The 14,672-nt window shown below is 66.8% G+C and carries 15 protein-coding genes; 8 read left to right on the plus strand and 7 right to left on the minus strand.

The window, feature by feature from the left end; genetic code table 11:
- Window positions 1–78 precede the first annotated feature (78 nt).
- From catA to V5F66_RS00965, 6 genes are all read left to right on the plus strand, one after another.
- Window positions 79–1,005: a catechol 1,2-dioxygenase gene (catA, locus tag V5F66_RS00940; RefSeq protein WP_394003360.1), complete on the plus strand. Its 927-nt coding sequence runs from the start codon at window positions 79–81 to the stop codon at window positions 1,003–1,005.
- Window positions 1,006–1,096: 91 nt separating this feature from the next.
- Window positions 1,097–2,485 carry a benzoate 1,2-dioxygenase large subunit gene (benA, locus tag V5F66_RS00945; protein ID WP_394032582.1) on the plus strand — a complete coding sequence of 463 codons (1,389 nt, stop codon included), beginning with the start codon at window positions 1,097–1,099 and terminating at the stop codon, window positions 2,483–2,485.
- Window positions 2,486–2,545: 60 nt separating this feature from the next.
- The gene (gene benB / locus V5F66_RS00950; protein WP_012113153.1) at window positions 2,546–3,037 is read left to right on the plus strand and encodes a benzoate 1,2-dioxygenase small subunit; all 492 of its coding nucleotides are present in this window, start codon (window positions 2,546–2,548) and stop codon (window positions 3,035–3,037) included.
- A gap of 13 nt (window positions 3,038–3,050) precedes the next feature.
- The gene (benC, locus tag V5F66_RS00955) at window positions 3,051–4,070 is read left to right on the plus strand and encodes a benzoate 1,2-dioxygenase electron transfer component BenC (RefSeq protein WP_394093012.1); all 1,020 of its coding nucleotides are present in this window, start codon (window positions 3,051–3,053) and stop codon (window positions 4,068–4,070) included.
- Window positions 4,071–4,333: 263 nt separating this feature from the next.
- Window positions 4,334–5,707, plus strand: coding sequence for an MFS transporter (locus tag V5F66_RS00960; protein WP_394093013.1), 1,374 nt, complete (start codon window positions 4,334–4,336; stop codon window positions 5,705–5,707).
- Between the two features lie 125 nt (window positions 5,708–5,832).
- A complete protein-coding gene (locus V5F66_RS00965) occupies window positions 5,833–6,600 on the plus strand; it encodes an SDR family NAD(P)-dependent oxidoreductase (RefSeq protein WP_394006352.1) in 768 nt (255 codons plus the stop codon).
- Window positions 6,601–6,741: 141 nt separating this feature from the next.
- Here the strand turns inward: V5F66_RS00965 and V5F66_RS00970 are convergent, their stop codons facing one another.
- Window positions 6,742–7,056: a hypothetical protein gene (locus tag V5F66_RS00970; RefSeq protein ID WP_394006354.1), complete on the minus strand. Its 315-nt coding sequence runs from the start codon at window positions 7,054–7,056 to the stop codon at window positions 6,742–6,744.
- A 246-nt stretch (window positions 7,057–7,302) separates the two neighbouring features.
- Complete coding sequence (locus V5F66_RS00975; protein ID WP_170218844.1) at window positions 7,303–7,491, minus strand: DUF2735 domain-containing protein; 189 nt, start codon at window positions 7,489–7,491, stop codon at window positions 7,303–7,305.
- Between the two features lie 520 nt (window positions 7,492–8,011).
- Between V5F66_RS00975 and V5F66_RS00980 the strand changes: the two genes are divergently transcribed.
- Entirely contained in the window at window positions 8,012–9,046 is a 1,035-nt protein-coding gene (locus V5F66_RS00980) for a glutamine synthetase beta-grasp domain-containing protein (RefSeq protein WP_012113161.1), read from the plus strand.
- Window positions 9,047–9,733: 687 nt separating this feature from the next.
- A complete protein-coding gene (tam, locus tag V5F66_RS00985) occupies window positions 9,734–10,510 on the plus strand; it encodes a trans-aconitate 2-methyltransferase (RefSeq protein ID WP_394093014.1) in 777 nt (258 codons plus the stop codon).
- Window positions 10,511–10,585: 75 nt separating this feature from the next.
- On the opposite strand, the gene V5F66_RS00990 is transcribed toward tam, so the two are convergent.
- From V5F66_RS00990 to V5F66_RS01010, 5 genes are all read right to left on the minus strand, one after another.
- On the minus strand, window positions 10,586–11,374 hold the full coding sequence (locus V5F66_RS00990) for a MetQ/NlpA family ABC transporter substrate-binding protein (RefSeq protein ID WP_394093015.1): 789 nt from the start codon (window positions 11,372–11,374) through the stop codon (window positions 10,586–10,588).
- Between the two features lie 44 nt (window positions 11,375–11,418).
- Window positions 11,419–12,105 carry a methionine ABC transporter permease gene (locus V5F66_RS00995; RefSeq protein WP_394093016.1) on the minus strand — a complete coding sequence of 229 codons (687 nt, stop codon included), beginning with the start codon at window positions 12,103–12,105 and terminating at the stop codon, window positions 11,419–11,421.
- Window positions 12,098–13,231, minus strand: a complete 1,134-nt coding sequence (locus V5F66_RS01000; RefSeq protein ID WP_394093017.1) for a methionine ABC transporter ATP-binding protein — start codon at window positions 13,229–13,231, stop codon at window positions 12,098–12,100. Before V5F66_RS01000 ends, V5F66_RS00995 begins: the two co-directional genes overlap by 8 nt.
- Before the next feature lie 279 nt (window positions 13,232–13,510).
- A complete protein-coding gene (locus V5F66_RS01005; RefSeq protein ID WP_394093018.1) occupies window positions 13,511–14,095 on the minus strand; it encodes a TetR/AcrR family transcriptional regulator in 585 nt (194 codons plus the stop codon).
- Window positions 14,096–14,123: 28 nt separating this feature from the next.
- The gene (locus tag V5F66_RS01010; RefSeq protein WP_394006364.1) at window positions 14,124–14,591 is read right to left on the minus strand and encodes a nuclear transport factor 2 family protein; all 468 of its coding nucleotides are present in this window, start codon (window positions 14,589–14,591) and stop codon (window positions 14,124–14,126) included.
- Window positions 14,592–14,672: the final 81 nt, after the last annotated feature.

Here is a 14,672-nt window from a genome sequence, read left to right on the forward strand (position 1 = left end):
TGCCTGCCCACCCGCCGGCCCGCATGCGCGGGACCGCCGGATCTGACCCAATTCGTTAAGAAAATCAGGAGGAAACCCATGAGCAAGTCCATCATGAACCCGGCCCTCATCGACCAGCTCGCCGACCGCGCGGCGGGGCTCGACGTGGCCGGCGGCAATGCGCGGCTGAAGGAGATCGTGCGCCGCCTCACCCGCGACCTGATGGTGGCCATCGACGATCTCGACATCTCCATGGACGAGTTCTGGGCGGGCGTCGCCTATGTCACCGCCGCCGGCCAGTCCAACGAACTGGGCCTCATCGTGCCGGGCATCGCGGTGGAGCATTATCTCGACCTGCGCCTCGACGAGGCCGAGCGCCTCGCGGGCCTTGCCAACGGTACCCAACGTACCATCGAGGGCCCGCTCTACGTGGCCGGCGCGCCGCTCTCCAAGGGCACCGCGCGGCTCGACGACGGCTCCGACGACGGCGAGGTGCTGTTCGTGCAGGGCCGGGTCACCGGCATCGACGGCAAGCCGGTGGAAGGCGCCATAGTGGACGTGTGGCACGCCAACACCATGGGCAATTATTCCCACTTCGATCCCACCCAGCCGGCTTTCAACCTGCGCCGCCGTATCGAGACCCTCGCGGACGGCACCTACAGCTTCCGCACCATCATGCCCGCTGGCTACGGCTGCCCGCCCGGCTCGGCGAGCCGCCAGCTGATGGAAGGCCTCGGCCGCCATGCGGAGCGCCCGGCCCACGTGCATTTCTTCGTCACCGCGCCCGGCTATCGCAAGCTCACCACCCAGATCAACATCGAGGGCGACCAGTATCTGCACACGGACTTCGCCTTCGGCACCCGCGAAGGACTGATCCCGGCGGTGCGGCGGGTGTCGGACGCCGCCGAGATCCATGCCCGCGGGCTGAACAAGCCGTTCGCGGTGATCGACTTCGACTTCTCCATCGCCCCCGAGGCGCAGGGCGTCGTCGGCACCGAGGTGAGCCGGCCCCGCGCCGCGGCCTGAGCCGGGAGCGCATCGCCTACAGCCATTCCCGCAACGATCCGGACGGCCCGTCGCACCGACGGCGGGCCGAGCCGGCAGAGAGGAAACGCCAATGAACGCCCACGCTCCGCTCCCCGATTATGCCGCCCTTGCCGCCCGCCTCGAAGGCGCGGTGGTGGAAGACCCGGCCAAGGGCCTCTATCGCTGCCGCCGCGACATCTTCACCGACCCCGACCTGTTCGAGCTGGAGATGACGCACATCTTCGAGGGCAACTGGATTTATCTTGCCCACGAGAGCCAGATCCCCAATCCGAACGATTATTTCACCACCTTCATCGGACGCCAGCCCATCGTCATCACCCGCGACCGCAAGGGCGAACTGCATGCTTTGGTGAATGCCTGCTCCCATCGCGGCGCCATGCTGTGCCGGCACAAGCGCGGCAACCGGGCGACCTATACCTGCCCGTTCCACGGCTGGACCTTCTCCAATGCCGGAAAACTGCTGAAGACCAAGGAAGCCGATGGCGCCGGCTATCCCGAAAGCTTCAACACCAACGGCTCCCACGACCTCACCAAGGTGGCGCGGTTCGAGAATTATCGCGGCTTCCTGTTCGGCTCGCTGAAGGAAGATGTATTGCCCCTGACCGAGCATCTGGGCGAGGCGGCCAAGATCATCGACATGATCGTGGACCAGTCGCCCGAAGGTCTCGAAGTGCTGCGGGGCAGCTCGACCTATGTCTATGACGGCAACTGGAAGGTGCAGGCGGAGAACGGCGCCGACGGCTATCACGTCACCTCCGTGCACTGGAACTATGCTGCCACCGTCAACCAGCGCAAGGCCGCGGCCGCAGCAGAAGCCGGCAAGGACGACGTGCGCGCCATGGATGCGGGCAGCTGGGCCAAGCAGGGCGGCGGCTTCTATTCCTTCGACAACGGCCACCTCCTGCTATGGAGCCGCTGGGCCAACCCGGAGGATCGGCCGCTCTACGACCGCCGCGCGGAGCTGGCGGAAAAGTTCGGCGAGGCAATGGCCGACTGGATGATCAGCCGCTCGCGCAATTTGTGCCTCTACCCCAACGTCTATCTGATGGACCAGTTCTCCTCGCAGATCCGCACCTTCCGGCCCATCAGCGTGGATCAGACCGAGGTCACCATCTATTGCATCGCTCCCAAGGGCGAGAGCGCGGAGGCGCGGGCCCACCGCATCCGCCAGTATGAGGACTTCTTCAACGCCTCCGGCATGGCGACGCCCGACGACCTGGAGGAATTCCGCTCCTGCCAGATGGGCTTCATGGCCACCTCCGCGCCGTGGAACGACCTGTCGCGCGGCGCCACCCACTGGATCGAGGGGGCGGACGAAGGCGCCGCCGCCATCGGCCTGAAGCCGCTCCTCTCCGGCGCCAAGACCGAGGACGAGGGCCTGTTCGTGGTCCAGCACCGCTACTGGAAGGACACTTTGGCCCGCGCCGTCGCTGCGACGGATGCCTCCGAGACGCCCTGACAGCCCAATGCCTTAACGAGAGACGGCGCGCCTTCAGGAGCCGCCGTCCGGGAGGAAACAATGAACGTGACCCACGAGGCCGTGGCGGCCTTCCTCTATCGCGAGGCCCGCCTGCTCGACGACAAGGACTGGGAGAGCTGGCTCTCCCTCTACGCCCCCGAGGCCGTCTTCTGGATGCCCTCCTGGGACGACAACGACGAACTGGTGGAGAACCCCCAGACCGAGATTTCGCTCATCTATTACGGGCAGAAGCAGGGGCTGGAGGACCGGGTGTTCCGCATCCGCACGGAGCGCTCCTCCGCCACCAGCCTGCCCGAGCCGCGCACCTCGCACAATCTCACCAATATCGAGATTCTGGAGGAGACCGGCGCCAGCGTCAGCGTGCGCTTCAACTGGTTCACCCTGAGCTTCCGCTACAAGACGACCGACACCTATTTCGGCTCGTCCTTCTACACGCTCGACACCACGGGGAACGACTTCAAGATCACCAACAAGAAGGTGGTTCTGAAGAACGATTACATCCACCAGGTGGTCGACATCTACCACATTTGAGCGGGAGGCGGCGGTGAGCCACAAGATCGCGCTGAGCTTCGAGGACGGGGTCACCCGCTTCATCACCTGCGGCACCGGAGAGACGGTGGCGGATGCCGCCTATCGCTCCGGCATCAACGTGCCGTTCGACTGCCGTGACGGCGCCTGCGGCACCTGCAAGAGCCATTGCGAGAGCGGCGCCTACGACAAGGGCGACTATATCGAGGACGCCCTCACCGAGGACGAGGCGGCGGAGGGCTATGTGCTCACCTGCCAGATGCGGCCGAAAAGCGATTGCGTGGTGAAGATCGCCGCCACCTCGGCCATGTGCAAGGCGGGGGCTTCCACCTTTTCCGCCCGCCTGTCGCGGCTGGAGCGGCTTTCGCCCACCACGCTCGGCTTCGCGCTGAAGGTGGATGCGGGGGAATTGTCCTTCCTGCCCGGGCAATATGCCAATCTGAGCCTGCCCGGCACGCGGGAGGTGCGCGCCTATTCCTTCTCCAGCCTGCCGCACGACGGCGAGGTGGAGTTCCTGGTGCGCAACATTCCCGGCGGGCGCATGTCGTCCTTCCTCGCCGAGCGGGCGAAGGTGGGCGATGCGATGAGCTTCACCGCGCCCATGGGCTCGTTCTATCTGCGGCCGGTGACGCGGCCGCTGCTGTTCCTCGCCGGCGGCACCGGGCTCGCGCCCTTCCTCGCCATGCTGGACCTTCTGGCGCGCGACGGGCTGAACGTGCCGGCGCACCTCGTCTATGGCGTCACCTCCGACGCCGACCTGGTGCTGGTGGACAGGCTGGAGGCGTTCGCCGCGCGCCTTAAGGGCTTCACCTTCTCAACCGTCGTCGCCGACGCGGCAAGCAGCCATCCGCGCAAGGGCTATGTAACCCATCACCTTGAGCCCGAGCACCTCAACGGCGGCGACGTGGACACCTATCTGTGCGGTCCGCCGGCCATGGTGGATGCGGTGCGCCACCATTTCCAGGCCGCGGGGGTGACCCCCGCCGCCTTCCACTACGAGAAATTCTCTCCCGGCGCCGAAGCCAAGGCGGCGTGAGGGAGGCGGCGTGAGAGGCCGCCTGCGGGATCGTTCCCGGGGGCGCCCGCAGGTTTTCAAAGGCGCCTTATCACCGTCATGGCCGGGCTTGACCCGGCCATGACGAGGGTGATCGCGGCACGACGCCTTTTTGAATTTTGAGATCGCCTGCGAAAGGCCCGCACGCCCCGCAACCCAAGGCCATCGCGGCCCAAGGCCATCGCGGCCCAAGACCAGCACGGCAAAGCCGGCACACCCTTCAATTTCAGAGAGGAAAAACGCTCATGTCTGCCCCAGCTCAGGCGGGCCCAAGGCCCGTGAACATCCAGCAGCTTATCGACGAGAGCCCGGTGTCGCGGTTCCAGCTGCTTATCATCGTGCTGTGCTTTCTCATCGTCGCGGTGGACGGCTTCGACACGGCGGCCGCGGCCTTCATCGCGCCGGCCATCCGCGCCGAATGGCAGCTTACGCCGGCGGTGCTCGGCCCCATGTTCGGCGCCGGCCTGTTCGGCCTCATGGTGGGGGCGCTGGTCATCGGCCCGTTCGCCGACCGCTTCGGGCGCAAGCCGCTCCTGATCTTCTCGGTGGTCTTCTTCGGCCTCGCCTCGCTGGGGGCGGCCTTCTCCCATTCCATCACCGAACTGACCTGGTGGCGCTTCGTCACCGGTCTCGGGCTCGGCGCCGCCATGCCCAGCGCCATCACCCTCACCTCGGAATATTGCCCCGAGCGCAGGCGTTCCTTCCTCGTCACCATCATGTTCTGCGGCTTCACTTTGGGCTCGGCCATGGGTGGTCTGCTGGCGGCGCAACTTGTGGCGGAACACGGCTGGCGCTCGGTGCTGGTGGTGGGCGGCGCGGTGCCGCTGGTGGTGGCTGTTCTGCTGTGGGCGCTCTTGCCCGAATCCATCCGCTTCCTGGTGCTGAAGGATCCCCGCTCGGCCGCCGCCGCGCGCAACCTTGCCCGCATCGCCCCGAAGGCGGACCTCGCCGGCGCGGTCTTCGTCGGGCCGAAGAAGGCCAAGGGGCTGCCGGTGCAGCAATTGTTCTCGCGTAATCTCGTGGGCGGAACGCTGTTGCTGTGGCTCGCCTTCTTCATGAGCCTGCTGGTCTATTATCTCCTCACCAACTGGCTGCCCACCTTCATCAATGCCGGCGGCGCCTCGATCCAGCAGGCGGCGCTGGTCACCATGATGCTGCAGCTCGGCGGCACCCTCGGCGGCGTGGTGCTGGGCCTGTTCATGGACAAGGTGAACCCCCACGCCCTGCTCGCCTCCGCCTATGTGGGCGGCGGACTGTGCGTCACCGCCATCGGCAATTCCACCGGAGTACCCGGCCTGCTGCCGGTGGCGGTGTTCGGCGCCGGCTTCTGCATCGCCGGCTCGCAGATCGGCATCAATGCGCTGGCGGCGGCCTATTATCCCACCGCGAGCCGGGCCACCGGCGTCAGCTGGGCCAACGGCATCGGCCGCTCGGGCTCGGTGGTGGGGTCCATGGTGGGCGGCCTGCTGCTCTCCTTCCACTGGGGCTTCGAGACCATCTTCGCCATCGCCGCCGCGCCCGCGCTGGTGGCGGGCCTCGCCATTTTCCTGAAGGGCCGGCTCCAGTCCGGGGCGACGCTGGATGCAACTCCGGTGGCGCAGGTCGCGCAGGAAGGCTGATCCGAACGACGGTCAATCGGGCGGCTCCGCTCTCACGGGCGGGGCCGCCCGAGGCCGTTCCGGGAGCGCGCGCGGCCGGCGCATGTGGGATGATCCGACCCGCGAATCGCGGGGAGGACGCAAGTATGGCGGCGGATCTCGATCTGTCCGGGAAGGTGGCCCTGGTGACGGGGGCGGCGAGCGGCATCGGCCTTGCGGCGGCGCAACTGCTCGCCCGGCAGGGCGCCCATGTGGTGCTGGCCGACCGGGACGGCGCGGCCGCCGAGGCGGCGGCGCAGGCTCTCGGCGCGGCGGGCATGCGCGCCTCCAGCCAGGCCTTCGACGTGACCGATGAGGCGGCGGTGGGGGAGGGCGTGGCGCAGGTGCTCGCCGCTCATGGCCGTGTGGATATCCTGGTCAACAATGCCGGCCTCTCCATCCGCAAGGGCATCGCCGAGCTGGCGCTGTCGGACTGGGAGAAGGTGTTCGCGGTGAATGTCACCGGCGCCTTCCTCACCACCCGCGCGGTGGTGCCGGCCATGCGGGCGCAGGGGGCGGGCGCCATCGTCAACATCGCCTCCATCATGGGGCTGTCGGGGGGCGGGCCCTATCCCAACCCGGCCTATCAGGCCAGCAAGGGTGCCATCGTGAACCTCACCCGCGGGCTGGCGGTGGAACTGGCCCCGGCGGGCATCCGCGTGAACGCCGTGGCGCCGACCTGGGTGCGCACGCCCTTCATCGCGCCGCTAATGAACGACGCGGAGCAGCTCGCCCGCATCGAGGCGCTGATGCCCATGGGCCGCATCGCCGAGCCGGAGGAGGTGGCCGACGCGGTGCTGTTCCTGGCGAGCCCCATGGCCTCCATGATCACCGGCCATATCCTGCCCGTGGACGGCGGCTTCCTGTGCCAGTGAGGCGGCCCGGCGCGGAGCCGGGCCACGCGCACGTGCGACTTATACCGACGGCCTCGGTCTTTGACCGATGCCGAGAGGGTACGCTCAGGCGCCGCGCGGGCTTGAGCAAAGGCTCATGAGCGAAGCTCACGGCCTTTGGTATCAGAGACTCACATAGATGAACTTGTCGCCCTGCAGCGCCGGATAATTGGCGCGCAGGGCCGTGGCGATCTTGCCCACCAGGGCCTTGTCGCCCGCCGCCGAGGGGCCGACGAAGTCGGTGCCGGCCATCCAGGTCTCGAAGAAGCAGTGCAGGCCCTCGTCATAGTCCGCACCCGTGGGGTTGGCGGTCTTGTCGGCGAGGGTGGCCACACCCTCCTTGGAGACTTCCAGCCGCCAGTCGCGGTCGTCCACCACCGAGCCGATGAGCTTGGCGAGGTCGGCGTCGGTCCAGTCGCCGTTGATGTCGAGAGCCATGTCGCATTCCCTACCCGTGAAGGTGTCCCGGGGCGGGAGAAGCAAGAGCCGATCCATCAGCCGCGGGGCAGGGCGTGCGGGACGGGGCGAGGTTGGGCGCGAGGCACGGCGCGCCGGCCGCGAAGCACCGCGCGCAGGACAGGGCGGTCCATAAATGGAAACGGCCGCTCGCGCGGCCGATCCCTCAAACGTGCCCGCTCCGATCCGGCCCGGCCGGATCGCGGAAGGCAGATGCCGTGATGAGGCTCAGCGGCGCTCGGGCCGGGCGTCGGCCTTCACCGCTTCGTCGTGATACCAGCTGGAGCCGATGACCGCCTGGGTGGCGCCCATGGCCGCGATTTCGGCCGCCCATTTCGCCTCTTTGGAAGGCATGCCGACATTCGCGCCATTCTTCATCGGGAAGGGGTAGATTTTCGCCGTCTCGCGCTTCTGCATCACAGTCATCATTCAAACTCCGGTCGATGAGCCTCCTAGGCACCATCCATTGATCCGTTCTTAGCAGACTTTTCGATTTGGATATACATAAATTGCCTAAAAAATTAGTACGATGCCTAAATTTTAGGCGTTGATAATTTCAAGACAGATATCCGATTTGTTTGAGCGAATGGTGCATAGCGTCTGCGCGTCTATCGCAGTGCAGCGAAGGGGCGCAGGATCAATCGCCTGTGGCGCGCATTTGTTCCGTGGGAATCGCCGTGGTGGCGTCCCGGTGGCGCGATATCTGCGTTTTGCCTGCACGATGGGCGAAGCGCCCAAGCGTAAGGCCTAATCCTGGTGCACAAATGGGCAGGTCGCACCCGGGCTGGGCGCTGCGGAGCCTTGTGTGGCGGTTGCGTGAACTTTGGCACACGGATTGCTAGAGAGATGGCGGCTCAAACGGTCAGTGGATTCTGCGCGGCCGGACGCTCAGTCACGAGTTCCAAGATCTCACGTCATCGGCTTATGAGAGACTGCAATGCCAAAGTTTAAACTCGAGTATATCTGGCTGGACGGTTACACCCCGACCCCGAATCTGCGTGGCAAGACGCAGATCAAGGAATACGACGTGTTCCCGACCCTCGAGCAACTGCCGCTGTGGGGCTTCGATGGCAGCTCCACCCAGCAGGCCGAAGGCCGCAGCTCCGACTGCGTGCTGAAGCCCGTGGCGGTCTATCCCGATCCGGCCCGCACCGACGGCGCCCTGGTCATGTGCGAAGTGATGATGCCCGATGGCGTCACCCCGCACCCGACCAACAAGCGCGCCACCATCCTCGACGATGCCGGCGCCTGGTTCGGTTTCGAGCAGGAATACTTCTTCTACAAGGACGGCCGTCCCCTCGGCTTCCCCGAGCACGGCTATCCGGCGCCCCAGGGCCCTTACTACACCGGCGTCGGCTTCAAGAATGTCGGCAACATCGCCCGCCAGATCGTCGAGGAGCACCTCGACCTCTGCCTCGCGGCCGGCATCAACCACGAAGGCATCAACGCGGAAGTCGCGAAGGGCCAGTGGGAATTCCAGATCTTCGGCAAGGGCTCCAAGAAGGCGGCCGACGAAGTGTGGATGGCGCGCTACCTGCTGCTCCGTCTCACCGAGAAGTATGGCGTGGACATCGAGTTCCACTGCAAGCCGCTCGGCGACACCGACTGGAACGGCTCGGGCATGCACGCCAACTTCTCCACCACCTATCTGCGCGAAGTGGGCGGCAAGGCCTATTTCGAGGCGCTGATGGCGGCGTTCGAGGCCAACCTCGAGGACCACATCGCTGTCTACGGCCCGGACAACCACATGCGCCTCACCGGCAAGCATGAGACCGCGCCGTGGAACAAGTTCTCCTATGGCGTGGCCGACCGTGGCGCGTCGATCCGCGTGCCCCATTCGTTCGTGAAGAACGACTACAAGGGCTACCTTGAGGATCGCCGCCCCAACTCCATGGGCGACCCCTACCAGATCGCTTCGCAGATCCTGAAGACCATCGCGTCGGTTCCCACCGACGTGTCGGCTGCGGCCTGATCTCACAAGCCACGGCGCGTTCCGCGCGCCGTGGCCCTCCTTCGCGTATCCGCATTTTCGCCGGGCCTTGCCGTTTTGGCTCCCGTGCGCGTCGCCCGAGCGACCGCGGCCCGTATTCTTCAAGATCCATTCGTCGCCGCCAGACTCTTGCTCATCAAGGTGTGAGGCACAGGCAGGTTCCGGCTTGGTCCGGACCGTCTCGGGACACAGGTCTCGGGGGCAGTTGTCCCGGCAGGACTCGTCCCGGCCATCCACGCCTCGACCGCCTGGCGTGTCCTGTGGAGGGATGGTGCCAGCGGAGCGGCGTGGATGCCCCGGACGAGCCCGCGCGGGGCGCGTGCCATTGGCCCGTCCATTGACCGCGTCCATTGACCCTCGCGGCTGCTCTGCGAAATCTCGCCTCCGAAAGCGCGCGCCCAAACCGCGCCCCCATACCTTCGCCCCCGGACGCCTTCGCCCCGGCGCTGCGCCATTCCACCAGGTCCCGCATTTCCCGCGCGCCTGTCCCGGTTCGCGCCGGCTCCCGTGCGGCGCAGCGGCACGGCTGAGGCCGATTGCATCGCACCCCGGATGCGTGGAACCTTCCAGTCCTGAGAATGTGAGACGGAATCACCGGCAAAGCGCGCGCTCTCATTCAGCGAGAAGGCGCCTCGCCCGGGCGGGATCCGCCTTGAGGGAGCACCATTCATGGCCGCCGACTGGAATGCCCGCCAGTATCTGAAATTCGAGGACGAGCGCACCCGTCCGTCCCGCGATCTGCTGGCACAGGTGCCGTTGGCGGACGCCGGCTTCGTGGTGGATCTCGGCTGCGGCCCCGGCAATTCCACCCAGCTTTTGGCGGAGCGCTTTCCCGGAGCCGAGGTGCTGGGGCTCGACACCTCGCCGGACATGCTGGCGGCCGCCCGCGCGCGCCTGCCCAACGCCCGCTTTGAGGCGGGCGACGCCTCCACGTTCACGCTCGACAAGCCGGCGGACCTCATCTTCGCCAATGCGGTGCTGCAATGGGTGCCCGACCACGCCACCCTGCTGCCGCGGCTCATGACCCTGCTGGCGCCGGGCGGCGTGCTGGCGGTGCAGATGCCGGACAATCTCGACGAGCCGTCCCATGTGGCCATGCGGGAGAGCGCCATGTCCGGCCCCTGGGCCGACAAGCTGTCGGAGGCCTCCCGCGCCCGCGCCGTGCTGCCGGAGCCCGGCGGCTATTACGACATGCTGGCGCCCCACGCGGCGCGGGTGGACATCTGGCACACCATCTACAACCACCCGCTGGACGGGGTTTCAGCCATCGTCGAGTGGCTGAAGAGCACAGGCCTGCGCCCCTTCCTCGATCCGCTTGAGGGCGACGAGCGCGCCGAGTTTCTCGAGGACTATGCCGCCCGCCTTTCCGACTGCTATCGGCCGCGGGTGGACGGCAAGGTGCTGCTGGCCTTCCCGCGCCTGTTCCTGCTGGCGGTGAAGAAATAAAAAAGGCCGATGGGGTGAACCCATCGGCCTTCGGAAGACGTCCCGTGCAGGCCCTCTGCATAAGGGCCCGTCGGGTTACCAGCTCGGTAGCACGGCGCCCTTGAAGGTCTCCAGGATGAAGGCCTTGGTCTCGGGAGACTGGTAGGTTTCCACCAAAGTCTTCACCCAGGGCTTGTCCTTGTCCTCGGCCCGCACCGCGATGACATTCACGTAAGGCCCCTTGGGGTCCTCGCGCAGGATGGGGTCTTTCACCGGGTCGAGGCCGGCTTCCTTGGCATAATTGGTATTGATGCCGGCCGCCGCGAGATCGGGCAGGGAGCGCGGCAGCTGGGCGGCGTCGATCTCCACGAACTTGAGTTTCTTGGGGTTGTCCACCACGTCCACCACCGAGGCCTTCACCCCGACGCCGTCCTTCAGCTTGATGAAGCCCTTGTCGGCCAGCAGCAGCAGGACGCGCCCGCCGTTGGTGGGATCGTTCGGAATACCGATCGATGCGCCGGCGGGGATATCGGCGAAGGTCTTGTACTTCGTCGAATAGACGCCGATGGGGAAATTCACCGTCAGGCCCACGGGCACGATCTTGTAGCCGCGATCCTTGATCTGGTTGTCGAGGTAGGGCTGGTGCTGGAACGAGTTCGCCTCCAGGTCGCCGCCCGCCAGCGCGGCATTGGGCACCACATAGTCGGAAAACTCGATCACCTTGATATCAAGGCCTTTTTTTGCCGCCTCGGCCTTCACCTTCTCCAGGATCTGGGCGTGGGGGCCGGGGGTGACGCCGACCTTGATGGTCTCGGCGGACGCCGCGGTGATGAGGCCGGCGGCGAGCGCGAGGGCGAGCGCGCCGGCAGTCGCGAGGGCTTTCATGGAAGTCTCCGTGTAGAAGTCGAACGTGTCGATGTCGGTGAAGTTCAGGAGCGGCTGCGCTTGTCGAGGCGACGGGCGATGAGGTCGCCGATGGTCTGCACCCCCTGCACCAGCAGGATGAGCACGATGACCACCGCCGCCATCACCTCCGGCATGAAGCGCTGGTAGCCGAAGCGGATGCCGAGGTCGCCCAGCCCGCCGCCACCCACCGCGCCCACCATGGCCGAGTAGCCGAGCAGCGACACCGCCGCGAGCGTCAGGGCCAGCGTGATGGCCGGTAGCGCCTCGGGCAGCAGAACCTTTGCGACAATCTGGAGCGGGCTTGCGCCCATGGCCCGGGCGGCCTCCACAAGTCCTTGATCCACCTCGCGGATCGCCGCCTCGATCAGGCGCGCGATGAACGGCGCGGCGGCAACCGTCAGCGGCACGATGGCCGCATTGGTGCCGATGGAGGTGCCCGCCACCAGCCGGGTGAAGGGGATGATGGCCACCACCAGGATGATGAAGGGGGTGGAGCGCGCCGCATTCACCACCAGGCCGAGCACATGGTTGGCCAGGGGCGCGGAGAACAATTCGCCCTTGCGGCTGGTGGCGAGGAACACCCCCAGCGGCAGGCCGGCGAGGGTGCCGAGAACGCCGGAAACCGCAACCATATAAAGGGTTTGCTGGGTGGCATCGAGGATCAGGTCGACGATGGAGGGCGGCAGCAGGCCGAAGCTGAGATCAAACATAGCCGAGCACCTCTGCGGACAGATGAAGCCGTTCCACCGCATTGACCACCGCCGAGACGGTGGCGGCGTCGCCGGGAACCGAGACGATGATGACGCCGAAGGGCGCGCCGGCGATCTCGTCCACCTGAGCCTGGATGATGTTCACATCCACCGACAGCAGCCGCGACACCCGCGACAGCACGGGATCCGAGGCATGGTTGCCGGTGAAGACGATGCGCAGCACCGCCTCGCGGCCTTCCGCCGGCACGGGTTTCAGGCGGTCGGCCAGTTCCGGCGGCAGGCTCTGGCCGGTGAGGGCGGAGAGGAAGGAGCGGGTGGTGGCGTGCCGTGGCGCGGCGAAGACAGAGTAGGTGGCGCCTTCCTCCACGATGCGGCCGCCGTCGATCACCGCCACCCGGTCGGCCACCGCCTTGATCACCGCCATCTCGTGGGTGATGAGCAGCACGGTGAGGTTGAGCTCGGCATTCACCTTGCGCAGCAGGGCGAGGATCTGGTTGGTGGTCTCGGGGTCGAGGGCCGAGGTGGCCTCGTCGGAGAGCAGCACGCGGGGGCGGGTGGCCAGCGCCCGGGCGATGCCGACGCGCTGCTTCTGCCCGCCGGACAGCTCGGCCGGATAGCGGTCGCGCTTGTCGGAGAGGCCCACCAGCTCCAGCAGGGGCTCGACGCGGGCCTTGATCTCGCGGCGGGGAACACCGGCGATCTCCAGCGGCAGGGCCACGTTGTCGAAGGCGGTGCGCCGCGCCAGCAGGTTGAAATGCTGGAAGATCATGCCGATGGAGCGACGCTCGGCGCGCAGCGCCTTCTCGTCCAGGGCGCCGATGTCCACCCCGTCCACGGTGACGCGGCCGGAACTCGGCCGCTCCAGCCCGTTGACCAGGCGGATGAGGGTGGACTTGCCGGCGCCGGACCGGCCGATGACGCCAAGGATGGCGCCTTCCGGCACGTCCAGCGTGATGTCGGAAAGGGCGGCGACCTGCGCGCTGGCGCCGCGCGCGGCAAAGATCTTCGCCACCTTCTCGAAGCGAATGATCGGCCGCGCAGCCGCCGTGGCAGGGGCGGGCGAGGCGGGCGGGGCGGGGGAGGGGGTCTGCACTTGATCCGCCGATAGGATGAGTGGGGCGTTCACGGGAGGCTCCGGGCTTGCCGCCTGTTCGCTAGACCGGACCCCGTGTCCTGCCGTGAAGGACGGCGGAAGGGTAGCGCGAACAAAGGCGAGCGTCACGTTTCAGGGACGACGTGGCGGCCGCGGGTCCACAAAAGCTTCAATAAGCTGTGTCTTCCGGCGGGTTCCAGCTGGGTTCAGCGACACATCATCATGGCGACGCCCGTCCGTAATGGGGCAATGTTCCTTCCCAATATCGTTCTCTTTATCGAACGCGTCAAGTCAGTTATTAATCCGATGAACTTAGTTCTGATCTGACCGTCCGCCAAGGCCCTGAAGCAGGCGCCGCTCCAGCCGCGCCAGGGTGCGGGTGAAGACTGCGGCATCGTCCAGCGCGCGGGCCAGCACCAGCGCGCCCTGGATGGCGAGCACCGCGTCCTCGGCCTCCTCGTCTGCCGCCGCTGCAGGCCGGCCGGCCCGGATGAGCGCATCGGCCAGCGCATCGCGCCAGCGGGCGAAATAGCTGCGCACCGCTTCAGAGAAGCGGTCGCGCACCTCGCCCAGCGCGAACACACCCACGAGGCACACCCGCCGGCCGGATCGGAAATAGGCGTCGGTGCGGGCCAGCATGTCGCGGATGGCGGCGGCGCCGTCCGCTTCGGTGCGCAGCGGCGCGAACACGTTGGTCTCGAACCAGAGGTCGATTTCCGCCAGCACGGCGGCCGCCATCTCCTCCTTCCCGCCGGGGAAGAAGTGATAGAGGCTGCCCTTGCCCAGCCCGGTGCGGGCGGTGATGTGGGCAAGGCTCGCCCCCTCGAAGCCGTGCTCGCGGAACACCTCGCCCAGCAGGGGCAGGATGTCCGCGCGCTCGCTCACCGTCCGTGCCATGGCGGTCTTTTGTCCCTGTCCCTGAAGCTCACATGCCCAGTTCCGTGAGGCCGGGATGGTCGGCCGGGCGCGGGCCCAGCGGCCACAGGAAGCGGCGCTCGTTCTCGCGGATGGCCACATCGTTGATGGAGGCCTCGCGCCGGCGCATCAGCCCGTTCTCGTCGAATTCCCACTGCTCGTTGCCGTAGGAGCGGTACCACGCCCCGTCCGCATCGTGCCACTCGTACTGGAAGCGCACGGCGATGCGGTTGTCGTTGAGGCCCCACAGCTCCTTGATGAGCCGATAGTCCTGCTCCTTCTGCCACTTGGCGGTCAGGAAGGCGACGATGGCAGGACGGCCCACCAGGAAGTCCGAGCGGTTCCGCCAGCGGCTGTCCGGCGTGTAGGCGAGGGACACGCGCTCCGGATCGCGACTGTTCCAGGCGTCTTCGGCCAGCCGCGCCTTTTGCGCGGCGGTCTCCACGGTGAAGGGCGGAAGCGGGGGGCGCTGGTTCATAGTCTTCTCCTGTACCGATCAGTCAATAATGTACTGAATGGTACACAATGGAGCATGAGTCAAGCGGGGCGGGATTTCTCC

It is taken from the genome of Xanthobacter versatilis (assembly GCF_043193975.1).
Lineage (GTDB): Bacteria > Pseudomonadota > Alphaproteobacteria > Rhizobiales > Xanthobacteraceae > Xanthobacter > Xanthobacter autotrophicus_E.

What these genes read in the sequence shown, in the direction of transcription:
- V5F66_RS00970 (WP_394006354.1), bottom strand. Translation starts at nt 7,056, where the DNA reads ATGGCTCTCGACATCAACGGCGACTGGACCGACGCCGACCTCGCCAAG.
- tam (WP_394093014.1), top strand. Translation starts at nt 9,734, where the DNA reads ATGGCCGCCGACTGGAATGCCCGCCAGTATCTGAAATTCGAGGACGAG.
- benB (WP_012113153.1), top strand. Translation starts at nt 2,546, where the DNA reads ATGAACGTGACCCACGAGGCCGTGGCGGCCTTCCTCTATCGCGAGGCC.
- V5F66_RS01010 (WP_394006364.1), bottom strand. Translation starts at nt 14,591, where the DNA reads ATGAACCAGCGCCCCCCGCTTCCGCCCTTCACCGTGGAGACCGCCGCG.
- V5F66_RS00965 (WP_394006352.1), top strand. Translation starts at nt 5,833, where the DNA reads ATGGCGGCGGATCTCGATCTGTCCGGGAAGGTGGCCCTGGTGACGGGG.
- V5F66_RS00995 (WP_394093016.1), bottom strand. Translation starts at nt 12,105, where the DNA reads ATGTTTGATCTCAGCTTCGGCCTGCTGCCGCCCTCCATCGTCGACCTG.
- V5F66_RS00980 (WP_012113161.1), top strand. Translation starts at nt 8,012, where the DNA reads ATGCCAAAGTTTAAACTCGAGTATATCTGGCTGGACGGTTACACCCCG.
- V5F66_RS01005 (WP_394093018.1), bottom strand. Translation starts at nt 14,095, where the DNA reads ATGGCACGGACGGTGAGCGAGCGCGCGGACATCCTGCCCCTGCTGGGC.
- catA (WP_394003360.1), top strand. Translation starts at nt 79, where the DNA reads ATGAGCAAGTCCATCATGAACCCGGCCCTCATCGACCAGCTCGCCGAC.
- benA (WP_394032582.1), top strand. Translation starts at nt 1,097, where the DNA reads ATGAACGCCCACGCTCCGCTCCCCGATTATGCCGCCCTTGCCGCCCGC.
- V5F66_RS00990 (WP_394093015.1), bottom strand. Translation starts at nt 11,374, where the DNA reads ATGAAAGCCCTCGCGACTGCCGGCGCGCTCGCCCTCGCGCTCGCCGCC.
- V5F66_RS00960 (WP_394093013.1), top strand. Translation starts at nt 4,334, where the DNA reads ATGTCTGCCCCAGCTCAGGCGGGCCCAAGGCCCGTGAACATCCAGCAG.
- V5F66_RS00975 (WP_170218844.1), bottom strand. Translation starts at nt 7,491, where the DNA reads ATGCAGAAGCGCGAGACGGCGAAAATCTACCCCTTCCCGATGAAGAAT.